General features: G+C 53.1%; 21 protein-coding genes. 20 read left to right on the top strand and 1 reads right to left on the bottom strand.

The genetic code is table 11. From position 1 onward, the window contains the following. Positions 1–189 precede the first annotated feature (189 nt). The 5 genes from LC531_RS13215 to LC531_RS13195 all read left to right on the top strand — a co-directional run bounded on the left by LC531_RS13215 (position 190) and on the right by LC531_RS13195 (position 6,836). Positions 190–3,102, top strand: coding sequence for a M16 family metallopeptidase (locus LC531_RS13215; protein ID WP_223653960.1), 2,913 nt, complete (start codon positions 190–192; stop codon positions 3,100–3,102). A gap of 253 nt (positions 3,103–3,355) precedes the next feature. Then, on the top strand, positions 3,356–3,655 hold the full coding sequence (locus LC531_RS13210) for a hypothetical protein (RefSeq protein WP_223650942.1): 300 nt from the start codon (positions 3,356–3,358) through the stop codon (positions 3,653–3,655). 36 nt (positions 3,656–3,691) lie between these two features. Continuing rightward, the gene (locus tag LC531_RS13205) at positions 3,692–3,985 is read left to right on the top strand and encodes a cell division protein ZapA (RefSeq protein ID WP_133660057.1); all 294 of its coding nucleotides are present in this window, start codon (positions 3,692–3,694) and stop codon (positions 3,983–3,985) included. A gap of 129 nt (positions 3,986–4,114) precedes the next feature. After that, the gene (gene rny / locus LC531_RS13200; RefSeq protein WP_223650940.1) at positions 4,115–5,815 is read left to right on the top strand and encodes a ribonuclease Y; all 1,701 of its coding nucleotides are present in this window, start codon (positions 4,115–4,117) and stop codon (positions 5,813–5,815) included. 163 nt (positions 5,816–5,978) lie between these two features. Beyond that, positions 5,979–6,836, top strand: a complete 858-nt coding sequence (locus LC531_RS13195) for an N-acetylmuramoyl-L-alanine amidase (protein WP_223650938.1) — start codon at positions 5,979–5,981, stop codon at positions 6,834–6,836. A gap of 23 nt (positions 6,837–6,859) precedes the next feature. Here LC531_RS13195 and LC531_RS13190 read toward each other — a convergent pair whose 3' ends face one another. Continuing rightward, positions 6,860–7,351: an acyl-CoA-binding protein gene (locus LC531_RS13190; RefSeq protein WP_223650936.1), complete on the bottom strand. Its 492-nt coding sequence runs from the start codon at positions 7,349–7,351 to the stop codon at positions 6,860–6,862. A gap of 113 nt (positions 7,352–7,464) precedes the next feature. Between LC531_RS13190 and asnB the strand changes: the two genes are divergently transcribed. The 15 genes from asnB (at position 7,465) to LC531_RS13115 (ending at position 24,319) form a co-directional block, all read left to right on the top strand. Then, complete coding sequence (gene asnB / locus LC531_RS13185; protein WP_223650935.1) at positions 7,465–9,393, top strand: asparagine synthase (glutamine-hydrolyzing); 1,929 nt, start codon at positions 7,465–7,467, stop codon at positions 9,391–9,393. A 64-nt stretch (positions 9,394–9,457) separates the two neighbouring features. Next, entirely contained in the window at positions 9,458–10,798 is a 1,341-nt protein-coding gene (locus LC531_RS13180) for a UDP-glucose dehydrogenase family protein (RefSeq protein WP_223650933.1), read from the top strand. Between the two features lie 131 nt (positions 10,799–10,929). Continuing rightward, positions 10,930–11,874 (top strand): UDP-glucuronic acid decarboxylase family protein, encoded by a 945-nt coding sequence (locus tag LC531_RS13175; protein WP_223650931.1) that lies wholly within the window; start codon positions 10,930–10,932, stop codon positions 11,872–11,874. A gap of 96 nt (positions 11,875–11,970) precedes the next feature. Beyond that, positions 11,971–13,092 carry a DegT/DnrJ/EryC1/StrS family aminotransferase gene (locus LC531_RS13170; protein WP_223650928.1) on the top strand — a complete coding sequence of 374 codons (1,122 nt, stop codon included), beginning with the start codon at positions 11,971–11,973 and terminating at the stop codon, positions 13,090–13,092. Positions 13,093–13,184: 92 nt separating this feature from the next. After that, positions 13,185–14,183 (top strand): STELLO glycosyltransferase family protein, encoded by a 999-nt coding sequence (locus LC531_RS13165; protein ID WP_223650926.1) that lies wholly within the window; start codon positions 13,185–13,187, stop codon positions 14,181–14,183. Positions 14,184–14,192: 9 nt separating this feature from the next. Further along, complete coding sequence (locus LC531_RS13160; RefSeq protein WP_223650925.1) at positions 14,193–15,167, top strand: glycosyltransferase family 2 protein; 975 nt, start codon at positions 14,193–14,195, stop codon at positions 15,165–15,167. Positions 15,168–15,216: 49 nt separating this feature from the next. Next, positions 15,217–16,143, top strand: coding sequence for a GDP-L-fucose synthase family protein (locus tag LC531_RS13155; protein WP_223650923.1), 927 nt, complete (start codon positions 15,217–15,219; stop codon positions 16,141–16,143). A 75-nt stretch (positions 16,144–16,218) separates the two neighbouring features. After that, a complete protein-coding gene (locus LC531_RS13150) occupies positions 16,219–17,121 on the top strand; it encodes an ABC transporter permease (protein ID WP_223650921.1) in 903 nt (300 codons plus the stop codon). Positions 17,122–17,201: 80 nt separating this feature from the next. Further along, positions 17,202–18,503: an ABC transporter ATP-binding protein gene (locus LC531_RS13145; protein WP_223650919.1), complete on the top strand. Its 1,302-nt coding sequence runs from the start codon at positions 17,202–17,204 to the stop codon at positions 18,501–18,503. Beyond that, entirely contained in the window at positions 18,493–19,578 is a 1,086-nt protein-coding gene (locus tag LC531_RS13140) for a DegT/DnrJ/EryC1/StrS family aminotransferase (RefSeq protein WP_223650912.1), read from the top strand. Before LC531_RS13145 ends, LC531_RS13140 begins: the two co-directional genes overlap by 11 nt. A 15-nt stretch (positions 19,579–19,593) precedes the next feature. Continuing rightward, positions 19,594–20,217 (top strand): NeuD/PglB/VioB family sugar acetyltransferase, encoded by a 624-nt coding sequence (locus tag LC531_RS13135; RefSeq protein ID WP_223650910.1) that lies wholly within the window; start codon positions 19,594–19,596, stop codon positions 20,215–20,217. A gap of 382 nt (positions 20,218–20,599) precedes the next feature. Beyond that, on the top strand, positions 20,600–21,310 hold the full coding sequence (locus tag LC531_RS13130) for a hypothetical protein (RefSeq protein WP_223650903.1): 711 nt from the start codon (positions 20,600–20,602) through the stop codon (positions 21,308–21,310). A 15-nt stretch (positions 21,311–21,325) separates the two neighbouring features. Beyond that, complete coding sequence (locus LC531_RS13125; RefSeq protein WP_223650901.1) at positions 21,326–22,345, top strand: glycosyltransferase; 1,020 nt, start codon at positions 21,326–21,328, stop codon at positions 22,343–22,345. A gap of 32 nt (positions 22,346–22,377) precedes the next feature. Continuing rightward, positions 22,378–23,241: a glycosyltransferase gene (locus LC531_RS13120; RefSeq protein WP_223650899.1), complete on the top strand. Its 864-nt coding sequence runs from the start codon at positions 22,378–22,380 to the stop codon at positions 23,239–23,241. 43 nt (positions 23,242–23,284) lie between these two features. Then, positions 23,285–24,319: a glycosyltransferase family 2 protein gene (locus LC531_RS13115; protein ID WP_223650897.1), complete on the top strand. Its 1,035-nt coding sequence runs from the start codon at positions 23,285–23,287 to the stop codon at positions 24,317–24,319. Positions 24,320–24,321 lie beyond the last annotated feature (2 nt).

Raw genomic sequence — 24,321 nt, 5'->3', positions numbered from 1 at the left:
GCGAGTAACATTGTGGGCTGCTGGTGGGGGTAAGGCACTTCTGCTTACTACCAGCGGCTTTTCTCACCCTTTTCTTCTCTTATGAAAATACGTTCTGCCTACCCCTGGCTGTGCGGGCTGGCGCTGGTAGCGGCCCCGGCCGCCGCGCAACAAGCCGCGCCCAAAACTCCGAAAGCTTCGGCTAAAAAAATGACGGCTGCGCCCACCCTTGGCGGTGCGCGGCTGGTCGAAACTGTGACCCGCAAGCCCGGCGAGCTGGTTATTCCGTACTCCAAGTACGTGCTGCCCAATGGCCTGACGGTAGTGGTGGCCGAGGACCACTCCGACCCGCTGGTGCACGTGGACGTGACCTACCACGTAGGTTCGGCCAGGGAGCAGATTGGTAAGTCGGGCTTCGCGCACTTCTTTGAACACATGATGTTTCAGGGCTCCGACCACGTGGGCGACCAGCAGCATTTCAAGCTGGTGACGGCCGCCGGCGGCACCCTCAACGGCAGCACCAACCAGGACCGCACCAACTATTACGAAACCGTGCCGAGCAACCAGCTCGAAACCGCCCTCTGGCTCGAAGCCGACCGCATGGGCTTTTTGCTGGATGCGGTGAGTCAGAAAAAGTTTGAGATTCAGCGCGCTACCGTGAAAAACGAGCGCGGCCAGAACTACGACAACCGGCCCTACGGCCTGGCCAGCGAGTATATCTCCAAGACGCTCTACCCCTATGGCCACCCGTACTCGTGGCTAACCATCGGGTATTTGAAAGACCTGGATAACTCCAGCGTGCAGGATTTGAAGAACTTTTTCCTGCGCTGGTACGGCCCAAACAACGCGACCCTGACCGTGGGCGGCGACGTGACGACGGCGCAGGTGCTGAAGCTGGCCGAAAAGTACTTTGGGCCCATTAAGCGGGGGCCGGCCGTGCCGGTGCAGAAGCTGCCCGAGCCCGTGCTTACCGCCGACCGCTACGTGAGCTACGAAGACAACGTGCGCTTCCCAATGCTCCAAATGGTGTTTCCGACCGTGCCCCACGGCAACCCCGACGAGGTACCGCTCGATGCGCTGGCCGATATCATCGGTAGCGGCAAAACCTCCTTGCTCTATAAAAACCTGGTGAAGCCCCAAAAAGCCGTGCAGGCCCAGGCATATCAGCGCAATTCAGAATTGAGTGGCGAATTTGCGATGGTGGCACTGCCGCTACCGGGTAAGGGCCTGGACAGCACCGAGGTAGTGATGCGCCAGACGCTGGCCGAGTTTGCCAAAACCGGCCCCACCGACGAGCAGGTAGCCCGCTACAAAGCCAGCACCGAGGCCCAGCTCATCAACAGCCTAAGCAGCGTGAGCGGCAAGGTGAGCCAGCTCGCCGCCAACCAGACTTTTTTCAATAATCCCAATCGACTGCCTATCGAGCTGAAGCAATTGCGTAGCCTCACGAAAGCCGACGTGCAGCGCGTGTTTGATAAATATATTCGCGGTAAGCACGCCGTGATTCTGAGCGTGGTGCCCAAGGGCAAGACCGACGAGGTGGCCGCCAAGGATAATTACACGGCCTCTACGGCCGGCTACGTAGCCCCCAATTACGGCTACGACGGCCTGAAATACGTGAAGGCCACCGATAACTTTGACCGCTCGAAGCAGCCAGGGGCGGGGCCGAACCCAGTGGTGAAGGTTCCGGCCATTTGGGAAGATAAATTTGGCAACGGCCTCAAGCTCATCGGTACAAAAAACACCGAGCTACCGACCACGACCATGCTGCTGACTATTGAGGGCGGGCACCGATTGGAGCAGGCCAACCCCGGCAAAGCTGGCCTGGCCTCACTCACGGCCCAAATGCTGAACGAAGGCTCGGAGAAATACACCGGCGAGGAGTTTTCGGCGGCGTTGGACCGGCTGGGTAGCACCATACAGGTATTCGCGGGCGATGATAACACGTCGGTCTACGTGCAGAGCCTGACCAAAAACCTGCCCGCGACCTTGGCCCTACTCGACCAGCGGCTGCTGCACCCGCGTTTCGACCCAGCCGATTTTGAACGGGTGAAAAAGCAGAACTTGCAGCTCATCGCTAATCAGGTAACCCAGCCGGTCGTTATCGCTAATAACGCCTATGCCAAGCTGTTGTATGGCCCTAATGACATCATGGGCGTGCCCAATAGCGGCACCACGGCCAGCGTGGGTAGTATCACGCTCGATGATGTGAAGCAGTTCTACCAGCAGTTCTACTCGCCCAGCGTGAGCTTCCTCACTGTGGTGGGCGACCAGGACCAGGCCGCCGTGGAGCCGAATCTAGGCTTTCTGAAAAGCTGGGCCGCTAAGCCCGTAACCCTGCCCGTGGCCACGGCGGCGGTGCAGCCCGACAAAACCAAGATTTACTTCATTGACAAGCCGGGCGCGGCGCAGTCCGAAATCCGGGTGGGCTACCTCACGCCGCTGGCCTACGACGCCACTGGCGATTACTACCGAGCCTACCTCTCGAACTACCTGCTCGGCGGGGCTTTCAACTCGCGTATTAACCTGAACCTGCGCGAGAACAAAGGCTACACCTACGGAGCCAACTCGGGCTTCCGGGGTACGCGCTACTTCGGCCCCTATACCGCCCAGGCCGGCGTGCGCGCCGATGCTACCGCTGCCTCGGTGAAAGAGTTTATGAGCGAAATTCAGAACTACCGCAATGGTATCTCGGATGAGGAGCTGGCCTTCTTGCAAAGCTCAGTGGGCCAGAGCGATGCGCTGCGCTACGAAACCGGTCAGCAGAAGGCGAACTTTCTCTCGCGCCTGGTCGAGTATGACCTCAAGCCCGACTACGTGCAGCAACAGAGCACCATCCTGAAAGCGCTGAAGAAGGAGGACGTGCAGGCATCGGCCCAGAAATACCTGCCCGCCGATAAGATGTATATTGTAGTGGTCGGCGACCGCGCCAAGGCTTTCCCCGGCCTCTCGGAGCTGGGCTACGACGTGCAGGAGCTGGATGCCAATGGCACGCCTGTGACTGCCGCGCCTACCCCCGCCCCAGCGGCCGTACCTACTTCGACCGTGCTGCCCGCCATGCCCGATGGTAAAACTAAGAAGGATGAGGACGGCCGCAAGGTGAAGACCAAGAAGAAGGGATAGAACTTGTAGAGACACGACCCTTCGCGTCTCTCGGCAATAAGGGTTATTCACGCGGAGAGAGACGCGAAGAGTCGCGTCTCTACGGCCCGTTCCGCCTCGAAACCCCGGCCGCGCTAGTAGCCGGGGTTTCTTTTTTAGTGAGTTGCTAGCAGGAACGTTTCTATGCGCGGACTCGCAGCGTTCACGCTACCCGCTGGGGGTAGGGGCTTGCCGCGTTCGCGCCCTACCTTCGCGGGCTCAACAATACTTTACCGTGGCTTCATCCCAGCAACTCGCGCAACTCGACCGCCTGGAGCGACAAGTAACCATCTTAGTAGCTGCGTATCAGCAGCTACGCGAGGAACTGGCCGATGCTAACGTTACCATCGAGCACCTGCGCGCCGATGCCCGCGAGCGCGAAAAGCAGCTGCGCGAGTACCAAAACCAGGAAAACATTGTTAAACTTGTGCAGACTATAGCCGGCGGGGAACCTACCCAGGCCAACGAGCTCAAACAACGCCTCAACGAATACATCCGCGAACTAGATAAGTGCCTTGCCTATCTGAGGGACTAAAAAACCTTCTTATACGTTTTCTTATTTGCTCTCTGAATGAACGACTTAGCCATCAAGATTCGCATTGCCGAGCGCGACTACCCCATGCGGGTAGAAGTGGCTGACGAAGAGCGCCTGCGCCTGGCGGGCCGGCAGCTCAGCGAACGGCTCCGGGAGTTTCGGGAGCAATACGGGATTCAGGACAAACAGGACCTGCTGGCGATGGTAGCCCTCGCCACAATGGCGGACTCCCTGAAAGTCAGCAAGGAAAAGGATGGAACCGATGCAGCCCTCACCGAGCGCCTAGCGCGCCTCGACGAGCTGCTAACAGGCGTGGTGCTGGCCGCCTAGCGGCGGGGTAGCACCCACCAGTTTTGTTGGCCCGGCCGGGCGCATCGAAGGCAAGTAGCCTTCTCCTGCGTTTCGGTTCGGGTTTTTGTCGTGGCTATGGGCTTAGTTCATTTCTAATTCCCAAAATCCATGTCTCTTATAATTTTATACTGCGCGATTGCCGCCGTCCTCGCCCTCGTGGTGGGCGTGGGGGTAGGCCGCCAGCTGGCCGGCAAAGCCCGGCAAGACCACGAGGGCGCGGCCCGCGCCCAAGCCCAGCAGCTCCTCGCCGAAGCTGAGGCCGAAGCCACCCGCACCCGCGACGAGCGCATTCAGCAATCGAAAGATAAGTTTCGTAACCTCAAAAACGAGTACGAGCAGGAGCAGAAGCGCCAGCGCCGCGAGTTTGAGGCCGAAAGCCAGCGTCTCAAAGCGGGCCTCGACCAAGAGCTGACCGAGCGTCGGCAGGGCGTGCTAGTTCAGGAGCAAAGCATCAAGCACCTAACCGATACCACCCAAAAGCAGCTTGAAGCCCTGCAGCACAAGGAAAAAGAGCTGGAAGCCACCCGCGAAAAGCTGCAAGCCGACACCGAACACCACCGCGCCCGTTTCGAGCAGCAGGAAGAAAAGCGCCAGAGCAAGCACGAAGCCGCCCTGGCTGAGCTGCAAGCCAAGCAGCAGGAAGCCGAAGCCCAACTGCACGACGTGCAAAACCAGCTCGAGAAAGTGGCCGGCCTCACCGCTGCCGAGGCCCGCGAGCAGCTCGTGGAAAGCCTTAAAAACGAGGCGCAGCTCCAAGCCAGCTCCTACATCAAGGACACCGTGGCGCTGGCCAAGCTCACGGCTACCAAGGACGCCAAGAAGGTGGTGCTGGAAACCATTCAGCGCACCGCCTCGGAGCACGCCATTGAAAACTGCGTCTCGATTTTCAACATTGAGAGCGACGACGTGAAGGGCAAAATTATTGGGCGCGAGGGCCGCAACATCCGGGCGTTGGAAGCCGCGACGGGGGTAGAGATTATCGTGGACGACACGCCGGAGGCCATTATCATCTCGGGTTTCGACCCGGTGCGCCGCGAAATCGCGCGCCTCTCGCTGCACTTGCTCGTGAAAGACGGCCGCATCCACCCGGCGCGGGTGGAAGAAATTGTGGCCAAGACGACCAAGAAAATTGAAGAAGAAATCATCGAGATTGGCGAGCGCACGGTCATTGACCTCGGCATTCACGGCCTGCACCCCGAGCTGATTCGGATGGTAGGCCGGATGCGCTTCCGTTCTTCCTACGGCCAAAATCTGCTCCAGCACAGCCGCGAAGTGGCCAACCTCTGCGCCACGATGGCTGCCGAGTTGGGCCTCAACGTGAAGCACGCCCGCCGCGCCGGCCTGCTCCACGATATCGGCAAGGTGAGCACCGAAGAGCCCGAATTGCCTCACGCCATCTTGGGCATGGAGATGGCCAAGAAATACAAAGAGCACCCCGACGTGGTGAACGCTATTGGCGCGCACCACGACGAAATGGAGATGACGGCCCTTATCTCGCCCATCGTGCAAGCGTGCGACGCCATTTCTGGCTCGCGCCCCGGTGCCCGCCGCGAAATGATGGAGAGCTACATCAAGCGCCTGCGCCAGCTCGAAGAAACCGCCGGAGCTTTCAAAGGCGTGAACCAGACCTACGCCATCCAGGCCGGCCGCGAGCTGCGCGTGATAGTGGATGCGGAAAACGTGAGCGACGAGCGTGCTGGTGAGCTGAGCTTCGAGATTTCGCAAAAAATTGAGAAGGAAATGCAGTACCCCGGTCAGATTAAGGTGACCGTCATCCGCGAAATGCGCTCAGTAGCTTACGCTAAGTAGGGTAGGGCTTCGCATTTGCTGCAACCAAACAAGAACGTCATGCTGAGCCTGTCGAAGCATCTCTACCACGCCGTTCGGGTGTCGTTCGGTAGAGATGCTTTGACAAGCTCAGCATGACGTTCTTGTTTATTTACGGTAATTTATCCTGCTCAAGAAATGCCCAATGACTAAAGCGACTACTACCTTTTTGCTTGCGGCTGGCCTGCTCGCTACGGCCTGCGTGCGTAACCCCTACGCCACTACCAATAAGGTTTATCGCCAGCAGGTCAAGCTATTAGCGCAGCAAATTCAGGCGCAGCCGGCCCTACCCCCCGACACGCTGCCGCCTACCCCCTACTGGGTGGGCACCGTCAATTTTAATCTGCGCAAGCCCAACTACGTCATTATTCATCACACCGCGCAGGATAGTACCGCGCAGACTCTGAAGACTTTTACGCAAACTAAAACGCAGGTAAGCGCACATTACGTCATCGGCCGCAACGGCCGGGTGTTCCACATGCTGAGCGACTACCTGCGGGCCTGGCACGCTGGGGTAGCCCGCTGGGGCAGCGTGACCGATATCAATTCCATATCCATCGGTATCGAATTGGATAATAATGGCCGCGAGCCTTTCGCGGCGGCGCAGCTGACCAGCCTGCTGAAAATTCTGGGGTATTTAAAACGCAGTTATAACATTCCAGCCGCCAATTTCATCGGCCACGGCGACATTGCCCCAACCCGCAAAAGCGACCCGAGCGCGCTCTTTCCCTGGCAAAAGTTAGCTGCCCGCGGCTACGGCCTCTGGTACGATGCGGCCGTGCTAACTGATACCACTGCCGTGCCCTTCGCCGCCGACTCGCTGGGCCGGCTCCTACCCGGCCTCACCCCCCGCGAGGCCCTGCGCATCATCGGCTATGATACGCAGGACCTAAACGCGGCTATTCTGGCCTTCAAGCGCCATTTCGTGCCCACTGACCCGAGCCCGTTGCTAACCGAGCAGGACCGGCGGATTTTATATAATATTTATCGCAAAAGCTTGTAGGGGCAAGCCCCGCACCTACCAGATTATTGATTCCCCTTCAGTTTATCCTCACCGCCGTAGGGCGCGCCGGCAGTAATGTCGCCGCGCAGGCCGCCGGCCGTGGCCTCGCCGGGGCCGAAGCCGGGCTGCGGCGCAGTCGTGTCATTCTCTTGGCCTTGGGGGATTTCGGGAGCCATTGGGGCATTGGTGAGCGCGTCGGTAGGGACCTCACCGGCCTGGGTGCCCGCGCCAGCGTTATTAATCTGGGTTACCTGAGCCACGTAGCGGCGCTTGGCATCTTCCTCCGAAACGCCTTTGTACTTGTCCCACGACTCCCACTGGGCCTGCGAGAGGCCGGCGGGGCCGCTGGGCTTGTCTGCGCCGCCGGGGTCTACTTCATCAGATTTCATGTTCACATCGCCTTCAGTAGCCTGCTTATAGAGGCCGTAGAGGTCGGTCATGTGCTGGGCGGCCACGTTGGCGGGGAGGTTGTCAACCTGTTGCACGGCGGCTTCAAATTCTTGCTGTAAGCTCATGGGGTGGGGGTAGGAAAAATAGTGAACTGGCTTACTGTACTAGCCCCGGCCGGCTGAGGTTGCGCCCGCCCTACCCGCGAGCCTAGCCGCCGCCCTATCTTTGCGGCCTAGCTATGTGTGGAATAACCGGCCTCTACGCCTTCTCCGATTCGGGCCGCCTGGCCCTAAGCCGCCTGCAGGCGTCCACCGACGCCATTGTGCGCCGTGGCCCCGATTCGCAAGGGCATTTTGTGTACGACAACGTGGGCCTGGGCTTTCGCCGGCTGGCTATCCTCGACCTTTCGGCCGATGGCAACCAGCCCATGACCGATGCCTCGGGCCGTTACACCATCGTCTTCAACGGCGAGATATTTAACTTCCGCGAGCTGCGCGAAAAGCTGGTGCGCAAAGGCTATCAGTTTCATTCCCAGACTGATACAGAGGTTATTCTCAACCTGTATATCAGCGAGGGCAGGAGCTTTATCAAGAAGCTCAACGGCTTTTTCGGCTTCGCCATCTACGATAAGGAAGACGACTCGCTGTTTATCGCCCGCGACCGCTACGGGGTCAAGCCCCTGCACGTGTACCGCGACGAAGACCACCTGCTATTTGGCTCCGAGCTGAAGTCGCTGCTAGCCCTGGGCGCCCCCCGCAAGCTCGATTACGTGGCTTTGAGCCAGTATTTGCAGCTTAATTACATTCCGGGGCCGGCCACTATTTTCAAGGGTATTAAGAAAGTATTACCAGGCTACTACCTCTTTATTCAGGGTAAGAAGGTGGTGCGCAAGCGCTGGTACAAGATTCCGTATGACCCGAAAAAGGTCGCCAAAAACAAGCTCACTTATGCCGAACAGCAAAAAAAGCTGGTAACGCTGCTGGATGAGGCGGTGGAGCGCCGCCTCGTGGCCGACGTGCCGCTGGGCTCTTTCCTGAGCGGCGGCATCGATTCCAGTGTGATTACGGCGCTGGCTACCCGCCACACGCCCCACCTCAACACGTTCAGCATCGGCTTCCGCGACGAGCCATTCTTTGATGAAACCAAGTACGCCAACCTGGTGGCGAAGATGCATAACACCAACCACACGGTGTTTTCGCTGAGCAACGACGACCTCTACGAGCATCTGTTTCAGATGCTGGACTACTTCGATGAGCCCTTTGCCGACTCGTCGGCGCTGGCCGTGCACGTGCTTAGCCAGCGCACCCGCCAGCACGTAACGGTGGCGCTGAGCGGCGACGGGGCCGACGAGCTATTTGGCGGCTACAATAAGCATCAGGGCGATTTTCGGGTGCGGCAGGGCGGCTTCAAGGCTGAAGCCGTGACGGGCCTGAACCTGCTCTGGGACGTGCTGCCTAAGTCTCGCAACTCGTACTTCGGCAATAAAGTCCGGCAGTTTCAGCGCTTCTCGCGCGGCATGCTCAGTGGCCCTAAGGACCGGTATTGGGACTGGGCCAGCTTCGCCTCCGAAAAGCAGGCCCTGGACCTGCTCAGTCCCGCCAGCCGCCAGAAGGTGGGTAGAAAACTGGCTGCCAAGCGCCGCAAGGATATCCTGGAAAATATCCACGCCGACGGCGACCTCAATGAGGTCTTACTCACCGACACGCAGCTCGTACTACCCTACGATATGCTGACGAAGGTGGACCTGATGAGCATGGCTAATTCGCTGGAAGTCAGAACGCCATTCCTGGATTATCACGTTGTAAACTTCGCCTTTTCTCTACCCGTTAGCAGCAAGGTAGATGGCACGATGAAAAAGAAAATTGTGCAGGATGCCTTCCGCCCCCTGCTGCCACCCGAGCTATACGACCGCCCCAAGCACGGCTTCGAGGTGCCGCTGCTTAAGTGGATGCGCGGCGAGCTGCGCCCCCTCATTGAGCAGGATTTACTGGCCGACGATTTCGTAGCCGGACAAGGGATTTTTGCCGTGGAGGCAGTGCAAGAGCTAAAAAAACAGTTGTTTTCCGGCAATCCCGGCGACGCGCACGCCCGTATCTGGGCGCTGCTGGTGTTTCAGTACTGGTGGAAGCACTATATGGCCGAACCTATAAAACTAAAAACTTCCTGAGCTGGCGGGTATTAGGCAGGTTTTTTGCCGAGCGCACCAGCTGTTCTTCACCTTTCAATACCTTATGAAAATAGCAGTAGTAGGTACCGGCTACGTCGGGCTGGTCACGGGCACATGCTTCGCGGAAGTGGGCATCGATGTCGTGTGCATTGACATTGACCAGAAAAAAATTGATAACCTCCACAAAGGCATCCTGCCCATCTACGAGCCGGGGCTGGAGGAAATGGTGTCGCGTAATGTGAAGTCGGGCCGCCTAAATTTCTCTACCTCGCTGGCTGAGAGCATAAAAGGCGCTGACGTGGCCTTTATCGCGGTGGGTACCCCGCCCGGCGAAGACGGCTCGGCCGACCTGAAATACGTACTGGCCGTAGCCCGCGGCATGGGCGAAAACATGGATAGCTACACGGTGGTCGTAACCAAGAGCACCGTGCCGGTGGGCACCGCTGCTAAGGTGCGCGCCGAAATTGAGCAGGCCCTGGCCAAGCGCGGCGCGAGCGTGGAGTTCGACGTAGCTTCTAACCCCGAGTTCCTGAAAGAAGGCGCGGCGATTGACGACTTCCTTAAGCCCGACCGCATCGTGGTGGGCGTCAGCTCTGACCGGGCCGAGGAAATGATGCGCCGGCTCTACAAGCCCTTTCTGCTTAATGGCCACCCGATTATTTTCATGGATATTCCATCGGCCGAGATGACGAAATACGCCGCTAATTCCATGCTGGCGACTAAAATCTCGTTTATGAACGACATTGCCAACCTGTGCGAAATCATGGGAGCCGATGTCAATAAGGTGCGGCAGGGCATTGGTTCTGATGCCCGCATCGGCCACAAGTTTATCTATCCCGGCATCGGCTATGGCGGCTCGTGCTTCCCGAAGGACGTGAAAGCCCTTATCAAGACGGCCCAGGAAAACGGCTATCAGATGCAGGTACTGCAAGCCGTGGAGGGTGTGAACGAGGCGCAGAAAGAAGTGCTGTTCAGCAAAGTAAAGAAGCACTTTGGCGGCGACTTGAAGGGTAAGAAATTCGCTATCTGGGGCCTGTCCTTCAAGCCCAAGACCGACGACATGCGCGAAGCTCCGTCGCTGGTCATCATCGAGAAGCTGCTGGCCGAAGGTGCGACCGTTTCGGCCTACGACCCGGTGGCCATTCCGGAAGCCAAGCACTCGCTGGGCGACACTATCACCTATGCCAAAGACCAGTTCGAAGCGTTAGTAGATGCTGACGCGCTACTGGTCGTAACGGAGTGGCCCGAGTTTCGCTCGCCCTCATTTGAGGTGGTAGGCCGCCTGCTGAAGCAAAAAGCCATCTTTGACGGCCGTAATATCTACGATGCCGCCGAACTAAAAGAACTGGGCTTCGCCTACCACTGCATCGGGGTTAAGACCGACCATCAGGAGTCGGTTGCTTAGCAGTTTCTAACGAAACGGTCATGCTGATTTTGTCGAAGCATCTCGCTTGAATCGTTATAACGATTGAATTACTCTTACCCTACTTTGCTGCTTCGGCAGGCTCAGCATGACAATGATTTAAGTCTTCCACTATGTCTGACAAAAAACGAGTACTCATCACCGGCGGGGCCGGCTTCCTGGGCTCGCACCTCTGCGACCGGTTTCTGGCCGAGGGCTACCACGTTATCGCAATGGATAACCTCATTACGGGCAACCTAGCCAATATTGAGCACTTATTCAAGCGGGAGGATTTCGAGTTTCACCACCACGACGTAAGCAAGTTCGTGTTCGTGCCGGGTAAGCTTGATTACATTCTGCACTTCGCCTCACCGGCTTCGCCGATTGACTACCTCAAGATTCCGATTCAGACCCTGAAAGTGGGCTCGCTAGGCACGCACAACCTGCTGGGCCTGGCGCGGGTGAAGGGTGCCCGGATGCTGATTGCCAGCACGTCGGAAGTATACGGCGACCCCGAGGTGCACCCGCAGGTGGAGGAATACTGGGGCAACGTGAACCCCGTAGGTCCGCGCGGCTGCTACGACGAGGCCAAGCGCTTCCAGGAAGCCATTACGATGGCCTACCATAACCACCACGGTTTGGAGACGCGCATTATCCGCATCTTCAATACCTACGGCCCCCGGATGCGCCTCGATGACGGCCGCGTGCTACCGGCCTTCCTTTCGCAGGCGCTGAAAGGCGAAAACCTGACCGTATTCGGTGATGGCTCGCAAACGCGCTCGTTCTGCTACGTGGATGACCTGGTGGACGGTATTTACCGGCTGTTGCTCAGTGACTACCACATGCCCGTGAACATCGGCAACCCGGCCGAGATTACCATCAAGCAATTTGGCGAGGAAATCGCTAAGCTGACGGGAGTCGAGTTTAAGCCCACCTACCAAGCGCTGCCTGAAAACGACCCGATGAAGCGCCGTCCCGACATTACCAAGGCCAAGGATATTCTAGGCTGGGAACCCAAAGTGGACCGCGCCGAGGGGCTGAAGCGCACCCTGGAATATTTCAAGGAGCACGTGAAATAAGCTGCGGCCTAAACTAATGATTGTGGTCACCGTCCCCGGTCAGTTAAAGCAGTCGCTTTAGCTGACCGGGGACGTTTGGCGTTCGCTACCTCAGCTATGCTCATTCCCTTTTACTCATTTACTGCCCAACACGACCCACTACGAGCGGACGTGCTGGCCGCCTTAGCGGAAGTATACGATACGCACTGGTATGTATTAGGAGAGCAAGTGCGGGCTTTTGAGACTGAATACAGCGCTTTTAATGGGGTAGGCCATACCGTAGGGGTAGGGAACGGCCTGGAGGCACTAACGCTGGCGCTGCGCGGGTTAAGCATCGGGCCTGGCGACGAAGTATTGGTGCCCTCCAATACGTACATTGCTACCTGGTTGGCTGTGTCGCACGTGGGCGCCACGCCCGTGCCCGTCGAGCCCGACCTCGCTACCAGCAATCTCGACCCCGCCCGCTTGGCCGCCGCGCTCACGTCCCGTACCCGCGTCGTGCTGCCCGTACACCTTTATGGCCAGCCCTGCCGAATGCTGGAGATACTAGCCTTTGCCGGGCAGCATGGCTTGTTTGTAGTAGAAGATAACGCGCAGGCCCAGGGCGCTACGTTTGCGGGCCAACTGACGGGGAGCTTCGGCCACGCCAGCGCCACGAGTTTCTACCCCACCAAAAACCTGGGAGCCCTGGGCGATGCCGGGGCCATCACGACGGATGATGCCGACCTGGCCCGGCGGTTGCAACAGCTGCGCAACTATGGTTCAACGCAAAAAAACCACCACGAGCTGCTCGGCTACAACTCGCGCCTCGATGAGCTGCAAGCCGCCGTGCTGCGCGTGAAGCTACCCTACCTGACTGCCTGGCTTAGCCAGCGCCGCCAGTTGGCGGCCTGGTACAACGAATATCTGGCCGACGTACCCGGCCTGCGGCTGCCCGCCGTAGCGGCCGGGGCCGAACCCGCCTGGCATCTCTACGTGGTGCACACATCCCACCGCAATGCTTTGCAGCGCCGCTTAGCCGCGGCAGGTATCGGTACTCAGGTGCACTACCCCGTGCCACCCCACTTGCAGCCGGCCTACGCCTACCTCGACTTGGCAGCCGGCGCACTGCCAATCGCCGAAGATTTGGCCGCGACTTGCTTGAGCTTGCCACTGTGGCCGGGGATGACGGAGGCGATGGTGGCTACCGTGGCACGAGTTGTGCGGTCGTTTGCTGCTGAGGTTAGCGGGTTGCGGTAGTCCGTTCTGCGACGTAAGACGTACCTTTGCCCTCCCTAACCCTTGGCCGGTTGACTCGTACTAGCGGCCGCACTTGCTTTTAGAATTTGTACATGGTACCGTCTAGTATTGTTATTACCTCCATTTTTGCGCCTACCGAGGCAGTAACTAAATTTGCGGCCCTGCCTGATTATCAGCTGGTAGTGGCGGGTGATAAGAAGTCGCCGGCCGATTGGAGCGAACCCAACGTAACGTACCTCTCGGTAGCTGACCAGGAGGCCGCTGGCTTCCGGCTAAGCGAGAAGCTGCCCTTCAACCACTACGGCCGCAAGATGGTGGGCTACCTGCACGCCATTCAGAAAGGCGCGCAAGTTATTATTGATACCGACGACGATAATATTCCCTATGACGGCTGGCAGTTCCCGGCCACTGAAGGTACGTTTGCCGTCGCGCCGGCTGATATGGGTTTCGTAAATATCTATAAGAGCTTTACCAGCCACCACATCTGGCCCCGCGGCTACCCCCTTGACCTGATTCTGAACGCTGACCACAATCTGAAAGAGGCAGAGCTAACCCAGCAGGAAGCCAAAATCGGTATCTGGCAAGGGCTGGCCGACTCGGACCCCGACGTGGATGCCATCTATCGCCTGGTGGATAATACGGAAGTATTTTTCGACAAGCGCGCCCCCATCGTACTGGCTGAAGGGACGCTGTGCCCTTTCAATTCGCAGAATACGATGGTGCGCCGCGAGCTATTTCCGTTGCTCTACCTGCCAGCTTACGTCACGTTCCGCTTCACCGATATTCTGCGCGGGCTGGTGGCCCAACCCATTATGTGGGCGCACGGCTACCGGCTGGGCTTCACGGAGGCTACCGTGATTCAGGTGCGCAATCCGCACGACTACGTGAAGGATTTTGAGTCGGAAATTCCTTGCTACCTGCACCCCAACTGCGTTATTGCCGCCGTGCAGCGCGCTGTCGCTCCCACCAATACAGTAGGGGAAAACCTGCGCCGGGCCTACGCCGAGTTGGCCAAGGAAAACATCGTAACCGCGCAGGAGATTGAATTGCTCGACCTCTGGCTGGCCGACCTTGCCACGCTCACCGCGTAACGCACTAGTATGAATCAGGAATTTCCTTCGGTTTCGGTCGTCATTCCCTCCTGGAATCAGGGGCGCTTTATCGGCCGTACCCTGGATAGCATTCTCAAGCAGGACTACCCCGGCGCGGTGCAGGTCATTGTGTCCGATGGCGGCTCGACCGACGAGACGGTGGAAGTGCTCAAAAGCTACGGCGACCGCCTTACCTGGTGGTCGGCCCGTGATAAGGGCTTCGTGGATGCCGTAACCAAAGGGGTAGCCCAGGCTACCGGCGAAATCCTGGCCGTGCAAAGCTCCGATGACTACTACCTGCCGGGCGCATTCCGGGCAATGGCGGCGGCATTTCAGAAATATCCGGCGGCCAGCTTCATCTCGGGCGGGGAGTATTCGATTGACTTGCAAGGTAACGTGCTGAGCAGCAGCAATCCGGCCGGCGAAATCACGCCCCACACCATTCTGTTTAAGACCATCCCCCCCCAGCACGCTACGTTCGTGAAGCGCCGCTATTTCGAGGAAACTGGCGGAATGCGCCTCGAAGTGGATATGTGCGCCGACATTGACCAGTGGTACCGGGTAGCGCACCTGGCCCCCGGCCACTACACCCCCGAGATGCTGGCCGTGTACCAGCTGCACCCCGACCAGCGCACCGTTACCAGCGATAAATGGTACCCGAACCTGGTGAAGATGGTGGAGCTGTGCGAAGCTGAGCCCCGCTACGGCGACAAGTTCCGCCTCCGCGACGACGAACGCCGCAACCTCTACACCTACTGGGAAATCAACTGGACCGGCAAGCGCGACATGGCTGCCGCCCGGCCACTGGCCTTCGCCAAGCTGCCCGGCCTGCTCAGCTACAGCCCCCGCACCCGCCGCATGATACTCGGGGCCAGCATCAACCCCATGCTGAAAAAGCTGGTGCCGACGGGCCTGATGCAGACCATGCGCCCGGCCGCGCCAACTACCGCCGCCAAGCCCGACCTGGATTGGTGGCAGGCTTAGCCAAGCCGCCCTACCCCCCTCATATTCGCTCGTGAATCAACTTCCTTTCATGGAAAAAGACGCTAAAATATACGTTGCCGGCCACCGCGGAATGGTGGGCTCCGCCATGCTACGCCGCCTGGAACAGGCCGGCTTTGCCAACTTCGTTACGCGCACCTCCAGCGAGCTGGATTTGCGCAACCAGCAGGCCGTAGCTGATTTCTTCGCTCAGGAAAAACCCGATTACGTGGTGCTGGCCGCCGCTAAGGTGGGCGGCATCAATGCCAATAATACCTACCGGGGGGAGTTTCTGTATGATAACCTGATGATTCAGAACAACGTCATTCACCATTCTTATCTGAATGGAGTGAAGAAGCTGTTATTTCTAGGGTCGTCGTGCATTTACCCCAAATTTGCGCCGCAGCCCTTGCAGGAAACGGCCTTGCTCACCGGGGAGCTGGAAAGCACCAACGAGCCCTACGCCATCGCCAAGATTGCCGGCATTAAGCTCTGCGATGCCTACCGGGCGCAGTACGGCTGCAACTACATCTCGGCCATGCCCACCAACCTCTACGGGCCGCACGATAATTACGACCTTAAGAACTCGCACGTGCTGCCGGCGCTCATCCGCAAGTTTCACGAGGCCAAGAAAAGCGGTGCGCCCGAAGTAGAAGTGTGGGGCACCGGTACCCCACGCCGCGAGTTTCTGCATGTAGACGACTTGGCCGATGCCTGCTACTGGCTGCTGGAAAATTACAACGAGGCCGGCCTGGTGAACGTGGGCACCGGCACCGACCTCAGCATCCGCGAGCTGGCCGAGTTGGTGCAGCGTACTGTGGGCTACGAGGGCCGCATCCGCTTTAATACTGACTATCCCGATGGCACCCCGCGCAAGCTGATGGACGTGAGTAAGCTGGCGGGCCACGGCTGGCAAGCGACTATTGGCTTAGAAGAAGGAGTTACTGCCGTGTACGCAGGGGCATTCACTGAGGCCTAGTCAGCAGAACTAAGATACTTGCGGCATCTTCAAAGTTATAAAAAATTTATACTTTACGTTTAAAGCTTAACCTACGTGCAAACAATTGACACCGCCAAGCCCACTGTAGCCGCTGCTTCCGTGCCGGCTCATGAGGAGAGTGGGCAGTGGACTGAGATTATTAAGCCACGTACTAGTCTGCTCGACTTACGCCTCGGCGACGTGTGGCGCTACCGCGACCTGGTCATGCTGTTCGTGCGGCGCGATTTCGTTTCCAATTACAAGCAGACTATTCTGGGGCCTATCTGGTTTTTCATCCAGCCCCTGCTCACTACGCTTACTTATTATATCATCTTTGGCCGGGTAGCTAAGCTTGATACGGACGGCCTACCCCCCTTCGTATTCTACTTGGCCGGTATTACCGTTTGGGGCTACTTTTCCCAGAGCCTGACCGCCGTGGCCACCGTGTTCACGACCAACGCGGCCATGTTTAGCAAGGTGTACTTTCCGCGCCTGACGATGCCCTTGTCCATTGTGCTATCCAACCTGGTGCGGTTTGGTATCCAAATGGCCTTATTTCTGGTCGTATGGGCGTATTATCTCTTTACTAGCAATGCCTTACACCCCAATTGGCTGATAGCCCTTACTCCGTTGCTGGTGGTGCTAATGGGGTTACTTTCGCTGGGTTTGGGCATGATATTCAGCGCCCTGACTACCAAATACCGTGACCTGGCCATGCTGCTCACTTTCGGGGTGCAGCTGGCGATGTACGCTACCCCGGTTATCTACCCGCTATCTAAGGTGCCGGCCCAATACATGTGGCTCATCGTGGCCAACCCGATGACCGCCATTACGGAAACGTTCAGGGCTGCTTTTTTAGGTTCGGGTACTTTTAGCTGGCTGTATTTAGGGTATAGCACCTTAACTACCCTAATCATTTTGCTGGCTGGAACTATTATCTTCAATAAAGTAGAAAAGAGCTTTACCGATACGGTATAATTTTCCGGCCGGGGAACGTTGCCCACTGGCTGGCAAGTTTCTTCTTTGTTCGTAATAAGCTATTGTAGCAGTTAATAGGTATGGGTGATATCGCCATTAAAGTAGAGGGCCTGGGCAAACTGTATCGCCTAGGCGAGATAGGCACTGGGACCATAAGCCACGACCTGAACCGGTGGTGGGCCCAGCTGCGGGGTAAGGAAGACCCCTTTGCCAAAGTTGGTGAAACGAACGACCGCGCTGCTAAAGGGAGAGGTAGTGACTATGTATGGTCGCTCAAGGACATTAATTTTGAAGTGAAGCAGGGCGAGGTGCTTGGCATCATCGGCCGCAATGGGGCCGGTAAATCTACGCTGCTCAAGATACTATCGAAAGTAACGGCCCCTACTACCGGGAATATTAAGGTGAACGGGCGCATCGCTTCGCTGCTGGAAGTAGGCACGGGCTTTCACCCGGAGCTAACGGGACGGGAAAATATTTTTCTTAACGGGGCTATTCTCGGCATGACCAAGGCCGAAATCCGCAGCAAATTCGATGAGATTGTAGACTTTTCGGGCGTGGAGCGGTATATTGACACTCCGGTGAAACGTTACAGTAGCGGCATGTATGTGCGACTAGCTTTTGCCGTAGCGGCTTTCTTAGAACCCGAAATTCTAATTGTGGATGAGGTGCTAGCTGTGGGTGATGCAGAGTTTCAAAAGAAGTGCTTAGGCCGTATGAAAGATGTGAGTGTAAATGATGGGAGGACAGTATTATTTGTTAGTCATAATATGGAAGCGGTTCAAAACTTATGCAACCGTATCATCTCAATGCACCAAGGCTTACTTGTGGATAATGGTACACCCCATGTTATCGTGTCTCGTTATATTGCACAGTATACAAAGCAACAAACAGAGCGTACTTGGACACCTTCTGAAGCTCCTGGTAATTATGCGTCTCGCCTTCTAGCAGCACGGGTGACTAATCCAGTCACAAAGGATGCAAGCAATTTGAATACGCATGATGGCTTTAGACTTGAATTTAGTATCGAATTGCTCCAACTCGAGGAAAAGCAATTAGATGTGACATATCATTTAACTGATGAGCGTGGAATTTTAGTTACCGTTTCGTCTTCGGTGTTCACATCCAGCACGTACCGTTTGCGTAATGGTATCTTAGCTGTAAGTACGCAGTTCCCTGGTAACATTCTAGAACAAGGTATATATACTGTTAACCGTTTAATACTAGTTTATAATAAAAATCAGATTTTAACTGAATGGTATGATGTTTTATCATTTGAAATATTGCCTGTTACACAAGGTGGATTTGGTTGGCAAGGTGCAAAAGAGGGTGTTGTAAAAATTAACGATATTCCTTGGAATATAACTCTAGCTAATGAATATTAATGTTACTAAGGCGTATCTGCCGCCGTTTGAAGAATATACCAATTACTTACGCGGTATTTGGGAGCGAGGGTGGCTAACTAATAATGGCCCTCTGGTTCAGCAGTTAGAAGCGCAGCTTAGTGCTTTTTTGCATGGTGTACCTGTACAGTTTACCAGTAATGGTACTATTGCAATTCAAATTGCTATTAAAGCACTGAAATTATCAGGAGAAATAGTTACTACGCCTTTCTCTTATGTGGCTACTACAACTTCTATTATATGGGAAAATTGTAGCCCGGTATTCGTAGATATCGAATCACAAACCTTTTGTATTAATGCACAAAAAATTGAGGAGGCAATTACTGAACAAACATCAGCTATTCTTGCCACTCATGTTTATGGTTATCCATGTGACGTCGAAGCTATTGAGCAGATAGCTCAGAAGCATAATTTAAAAGTGATTTACGATGGTGCACATGCCTTTGGCACGGAGGTGCATGGGCGGCAATTACTCACATATGGCGATTTAGCTACGTGTAGCTTTCATGCTACCAAACTATTTCATACGATAGAAGGAGGGTGCATTGTAGTGAATGATAGCAGCTTAGCTAATGATATTTGGTTGCTAAAATCTTTTGGACATATCGGCGACGATTATTTTTCGCTTGGAGTGAATGGAAAAAATTCTGAATTTCATGCTGCAATGGGTCTATGTAATTTTCCGCGAGTGAATAGTTTTATTGCTTCGCGCAAAAAACTAGCCGAGCTTTACCATAGCGAATTAGTGGGATTACCTATAATATATCCTATGCCACAAGCGAAATCTTTGGTATATAATTATGCTTATTTTCCAATAATATTTCAGTCAGAAACGCAAATGTTGAAAGTGAAAGAAGCTTTAGCTGCACATTCTATTTATACCAGACGATATTTTTTTCCTTCACTTAATAGATTACCTTACGTTAAAGGTCAAATTTGTCCTGTATCGGAAGATATTGCTAGTCGAGTACTCTGTTTACCTTTTTACCAAGAATTAAGTGAAGATATAGTTCGTTGGATTGCTAATGTTGTTCGAATTAATTTTGTAGTAGCGTAAATTTATTTTAAAAATATGCTTGTTATAGGTGCTAAAGGTCATGCAAAAGAAATTTTAGATATACTAATTTATAATGAATATACTTTAGAAGAAATTTATTTTTTTGACGATATTTCAATCGATTTACCTAATAAACTCTTCAACAGGTTTCCTATTATTCGTACTTTGCCAGAAGTGACTCATTATCTAAGTTTTAATCCTTCTTGCATACTAGGTATTGGAGGGGTATATGCTCGTAAGATGCTCTATCACAAAATGACCGAATTAGGTGGCAAAGTTGAAACTATAATTGCTCAATCATCTAAGATTGGGAAATTTAACGTTGAAATAGCAGGTGGTGTTAATATTATGCACCAAACTGTAATATCAAGTTCGGTAAGTATTGGAATAGGAAGCATTATTAATGCCGCAAGCACAATTCATCATGATGTTACGGTAGGCGCATTTTGTGAAATTTCTCCTAATGCTACTATCACTGGAAATGTTGAGATTGGTAATAATACTTACGTAGGAACTGGAGCAATCATACTTCCTAGAATTAAAATCGGAGATAATGTTATTGTAGGCGCAGGAGCTGTTGTTACGAAAGACGTTCCTTCCAATAACAAGGTAGTAGGTGTACCTGCAAAATTAATTTGAATTTTTTGCTATGGTTTCTGCATTTGAAACAAGAATTAAAAGATTGATGAGACGATTTATTTATCGGGTCGTCCAAACCTTTATCTTCTATTTTTCGCTTATTAATAAACGGAATAGCATAATTATGTACATACCAGCAAATAATATGATTAGTGGTGGAATATTATCTATTTATTCACTATATTATGTTTCTAAAAGTATACTAAAAAATAGTAGCGTATTTATCTGTACTTCCTCGGAGCAGCCGGCATTACGAAAATATGATTGGTTTATGAATAATGTTAACTTGATTAAGTTAAATGTTATACTAAATAATCTATTTATTATAAATGATTTGGTTATTCACTTGCCAGAATGCTTCATTTCAGATTTTCTCGATAATTTGACTACAAAGCAAATAGATAAGTTGAAAGCCGTTCGAAACCTTCAAATAAATGTAATGAATCAAAATAATGAGCTGATGCCAACAGTAACTGTGTTTGATAATTTAAAAAAATTAACAAATACAGTTACTATCACGGCTGCACATAAACAATATGCCAATAAGAAGCTAAGCCAAAAATACCAAGTTCCAGTTCACTATTTATCAGCTTGGTTTGAACAGAATTCTTTGCTGGTTGAACATTACAGCAAGAAAAAAGATATTCTAATCGTATCCCCAGATGAGCACCCACGTAAAACAGCAATTCTTAATAAAATTAAGTATAATTTGCCACATATAAAACAGGTAATTGTTAAAGGCATGCAGTATGATGATTATAAGCTTCTAGAGAAACAAGCGAAATGGTCTCTATCATTCGGCGAAGGTTTTGACGGTTACACTATATTTCCAGTACTCAAAGGTGGAATTAGTTTCGCTGTATATAACGAGACTTTCTTCGATTCTGCCTATGAAAAATTTCCTAATTTTTATAAGTCTTATGATGAGATGGAAAAAACTATAGTTGAAGACATTATGAGATATGATAACATGCTGAATTATAGTGAGTATAATAACATACTAAGAAGCCGCTTAGAACAGGATTACAGTTACCAGGCATATACTAGTAGAGTAAAAGATTTTTATAATAAACATTATTTTGTATTCGAGTAATAAACTTTTTAATTAATGCGTAATTTACCCTATATTTCTGTTATTATTCCTAATTATAACCACGCCCGGTATCTACCGCAGCGCATCAAAAGTGTGCTCAATCAGACGTTTAGAGATATAGAAGTAATAATTTTGGATGATTGTTCGCCCGATAATAGCCGCGAGGTTATCAGCCGGTATGCCACGCAGGACGCCCGCATTCAATTAGCTTTCAACGAGCAGAACAGCGGTAGCACATTCAAGCAATGGAACAAAGGTATTGCATTAGCTCAGGGCAAATACATATGGATTGCGGAAAGCGACGATTATGCTGATACTGAATTCTTAGAAACGTTGGTAACTCGCCTAGAGGCTGATGCTGAAATAGGACTTGTTTATAGTGACTCTTGGAGTATTGACGAAAAAAATGCCATTATTGGAGACTGGAAATTATTTTATGAAGAACTGGATACTACCCTATGGACAAAAGATTTTGTTAGGTCTGGTGAAGAATTATTAAATAAATTTATGAGTTTTCGCAATATTATACCTAATGCGAGTGCAGTAGTTATTCGAAAATCAATAATACAGCAGATTGGGCTAGCTGATGAAACCTTTCGATTAAATGGTGATTGGGTATTTTGGGCAAAAATTCTAGCTATCTCCAAAGTTGCCTTTGTGGCGCGTCCGCTCAATTATTTCCGCCAGCACTCAAACAATGTACGTAGTAAGACAATAACGGATGGAACGGCTTTATTAGAACTTACTCGGATGGTGAGTTTATTAAATGGTTTTACTAAATTTGAGCCATATTTTTTTGATATAATGCTTGACAAGCTTCATAATATCTGGTTTACAAGCATGATAGAATATGACGTTTCACTAACCAGGCATCGGCAAATTTTCCGCAACCTAAAAGTAATTGATAAACAATTTTATTCACGATTTCGGCGTAATTTTTCCAGTCGTATGTTTTCCAATAGGATGAGCGGCTTACGGCAATTTTTGGGAGACGGCATCTTGTACCGAATTATTAAAAAACGTCCAAAAAAATAACTGTACTGTATTCTGATAGTAAACAGTGGATTATGATTTCATTAATAATATGCTCCCGTGATTTTTATCAACTTGAGCAGGTCAAAAAAAATGTTCAAGCCACTATCGGTATTCCTTACGAAATTATTGCCATTGATAACAGCCAGGGACAATATGGCATCTGCGAAGCCTACAACATCGGGGCTTTCCGGGCAAAGTACGAGTACCTATGCTTTATGCATGAAGACCTCAAGTTTCACACCCAGGACTGGGGCGCTATCGTGGCTAACACCCTAGCAGACCCAGACGTAGGTGTGTTAGGGGTAGCTGGCGGCACTTACCAGGCCAAAGCCCCGGCAGGCTGGACGGGGGGGGGAGCTGATACTCTCCGCATTAATGTACTACACACAACCAAGCATTCGGTAGCACAGTATGACCACTGGAACCCGGATGCCGAGAAAACGGCAGAAGTTGCTACCTTGGACGGACTGTGGTTGTGTTGCCGCAAGGCCGTATGGCAGGAGTTTCCATTTGACAGCGAGCATTTTCCGCATTTTCACTTCTACGACATTGATTTTTGCAGTAGGGTGCAGACTAAATATAAAAACCTGGTCACGTTTGAACTGCTGATAGAACACTTTTCGATGGGTACGTATGGGGCCGACTGGCTGCACAACGCGGTAAACTACTATAAGCGCTGGAAGGACCGGCTACCATTCGGAGTAATTACTGTTGACCAAACCGAAATAAAAAAGCGGCAGCTGGTATCGTTTCAGCATATAGTGCGCATGATGCTAGATTTCAGGGTAAGCGCGGGCGATGTGGTATATAGTCTAGGGCAATGCCTGGCGCTGGATTTTGGAAACCGGGATACTTGGTGGCTGGTAAAGCAACACCTGAAGAAAGCAACGAAATAAGCGAGTAATGCCGCAACGTTGTCAGCCTCTTCACACCGCCAAGATGGACGTCATGACCCCAAATTCTTCTATCTCTACGCCGCGGGTATCGGTTATCATCCCCAACTACAACCACGCCCGGTATTTGCCACAACGCATCGAAAGCGTGCTGAACCAGACCTTCCGTGACCTCGAGGTGCTGTTGCTTGACGATTGTTCGCCCGACGACAGCAGAGCGGTAATTGCTAAGTATGCGGCTCAGGACACCCGCATCCGGGTAGTGCTCAATGCGCAAAATAGTGGCAGTACTTTCAAACAGTGGAACAAAGGCTTTGCCCTAATCCGAGGTGAGTACGTATGGGTAGCCGAGAGCGACGACTTTGCCGAACCCGACCTGTTGGAAAAGCTGTTGGTCCCGCTGCTAGCTGACGAAGCGGTAGTACTAGCATATTGCAACTCATTCGATGTAGATGAGTACGGGCACGTGAGTGGCACCTGGGAAAGCTTCCTGACAGAGCTAGGACCTCAGTGGCAGCATGACTTCGTGGCTGAGGGTCTACCGCTTGTGTTGCGGTATCTATCGTTTCGCAACTTCATCCCCAATGCCAGCGCCGTGCTGATGCGGGCCAGCGCCCTGCGTGCCGCTGGTCCCGCCGACGAAAGCTATCGGCTGGTAGGGGATGTGATATTTTGGGCAAGGTTACTAGCCAGAGGTAAGATGGCCTACGTGGCTCAGCCGCTCAATTATTTCCGCACGCACCGCCAGAACGCCCGCAGCAAAAACTATGAAAATGGCACGACCGTGGAAGAAGCCAGTCGCGTGCCAATACTGTTGCGCGCATACGGCGAACTTGACCCCGTGTTTGTCGAGAAGGCCATCCGGTTTCTGTTGGAATTGTGGTACAATGCCACTATCCATTTCTTTATTCCTTGGTCTCGCCAACGGACAATATTTCGAAATTTTATAGTAATAGACCCTCGAACAAGGAAGTTGATTTTTCGAACGTTCGGTCGCAAATTCTTTAGCAAAGCCAGCGGATTTAGAATTTTATTGGGCGACCGACTCCTGTACCGCTGGCTAAAAAAAAGTGGAAAATAAGT

Source organism: Hymenobacter psoromatis, from assembly GCF_020012125.1.
GTDB lineage: Bacteria > Bacteroidota > Bacteroidia > Cytophagales > Hymenobacteraceae > Hymenobacter > Hymenobacter psoromatis.
The sequence above is the reverse complement of the archived record's forward strand: the minus strand, read 5'-3'. Positions and strand labels throughout refer to the sequence as shown.

Coding starts and splice junctions, on each gene's coding strand:
- LC531_RS13215 (WP_223653960.1), top strand. CDS start 190: ATGACGGCTGCGCCCACCCTTGGCGGTGCGCGGCTGGTCGAAACTGTG.
- LC531_RS13205 (WP_133660057.1), top strand. CDS start 3,692: ATGAACGACTTAGCCATCAAGATTCGCATTGCCGAGCGCGACTACCCC.
- rny (WP_223650940.1), top strand. CDS start 4,115: ATGTCTCTTATAATTTTATACTGCGCGATTGCCGCCGTCCTCGCCCTC.
- LC531_RS13195 (WP_223650938.1), top strand. CDS start 5,979: ATGACTAAAGCGACTACTACCTTTTTGCTTGCGGCTGGCCTGCTCGCT.
- LC531_RS13190 (WP_223650936.1), bottom strand. CDS start 7,351: ATGAGCTTACAGCAAGAATTTGAAGCCGCCGTGCAACAGGTTGACAAC.
- asnB (WP_223650935.1), top strand. CDS start 7,465: ATGTGTGGAATAACCGGCCTCTACGCCTTCTCCGATTCGGGCCGCCTG.
- LC531_RS13180 (WP_223650933.1), top strand. CDS start 9,458: ATGAAAATAGCAGTAGTAGGTACCGGCTACGTCGGGCTGGTCACGGGC.
- LC531_RS13175 (WP_223650931.1), top strand. CDS start 10,930: ATGTCTGACAAAAAACGAGTACTCATCACCGGCGGGGCCGGCTTCCTG.
- LC531_RS13170 (WP_223650928.1), top strand. CDS start 11,971: ATGCTCATTCCCTTTTACTCATTTACTGCCCAACACGACCCACTACGA.
- LC531_RS13165 (WP_223650926.1), top strand. CDS start 13,185: ATGGTACCGTCTAGTATTGTTATTACCTCCATTTTTGCGCCTACCGAG.
- LC531_RS13160 (WP_223650925.1), top strand. CDS start 14,193: ATGAATCAGGAATTTCCTTCGGTTTCGGTCGTCATTCCCTCCTGGAAT.
- LC531_RS13155 (WP_223650923.1), top strand. CDS start 15,217: ATGGAAAAAGACGCTAAAATATACGTTGCCGGCCACCGCGGAATGGTG.
- LC531_RS13145 (WP_223650919.1), top strand. CDS start 17,202: ATGGGTGATATCGCCATTAAAGTAGAGGGCCTGGGCAAACTGTATCGC.
- LC531_RS13140 (WP_223650912.1), top strand. CDS start 18,493: ATGAATATTAATGTTACTAAGGCGTATCTGCCGCCGTTTGAAGAATAT.
- LC531_RS13135 (WP_223650910.1), top strand. CDS start 19,594: ATGCTTGTTATAGGTGCTAAAGGTCATGCAAAAGAAATTTTAGATATA.
- LC531_RS13125 (WP_223650901.1), top strand. CDS start 21,326: ATGCGTAATTTACCCTATATTTCTGTTATTATTCCTAATTATAACCAC.
- LC531_RS13120 (WP_223650899.1), top strand. CDS start 22,378: ATGATTTCATTAATAATATGCTCCCGTGATTTTTATCAACTTGAGCAG.
- LC531_RS13115 (WP_223650897.1), top strand. CDS start 23,285: ATGGACGTCATGACCCCAAATTCTTCTATCTCTACGCCGCGGGTATCG.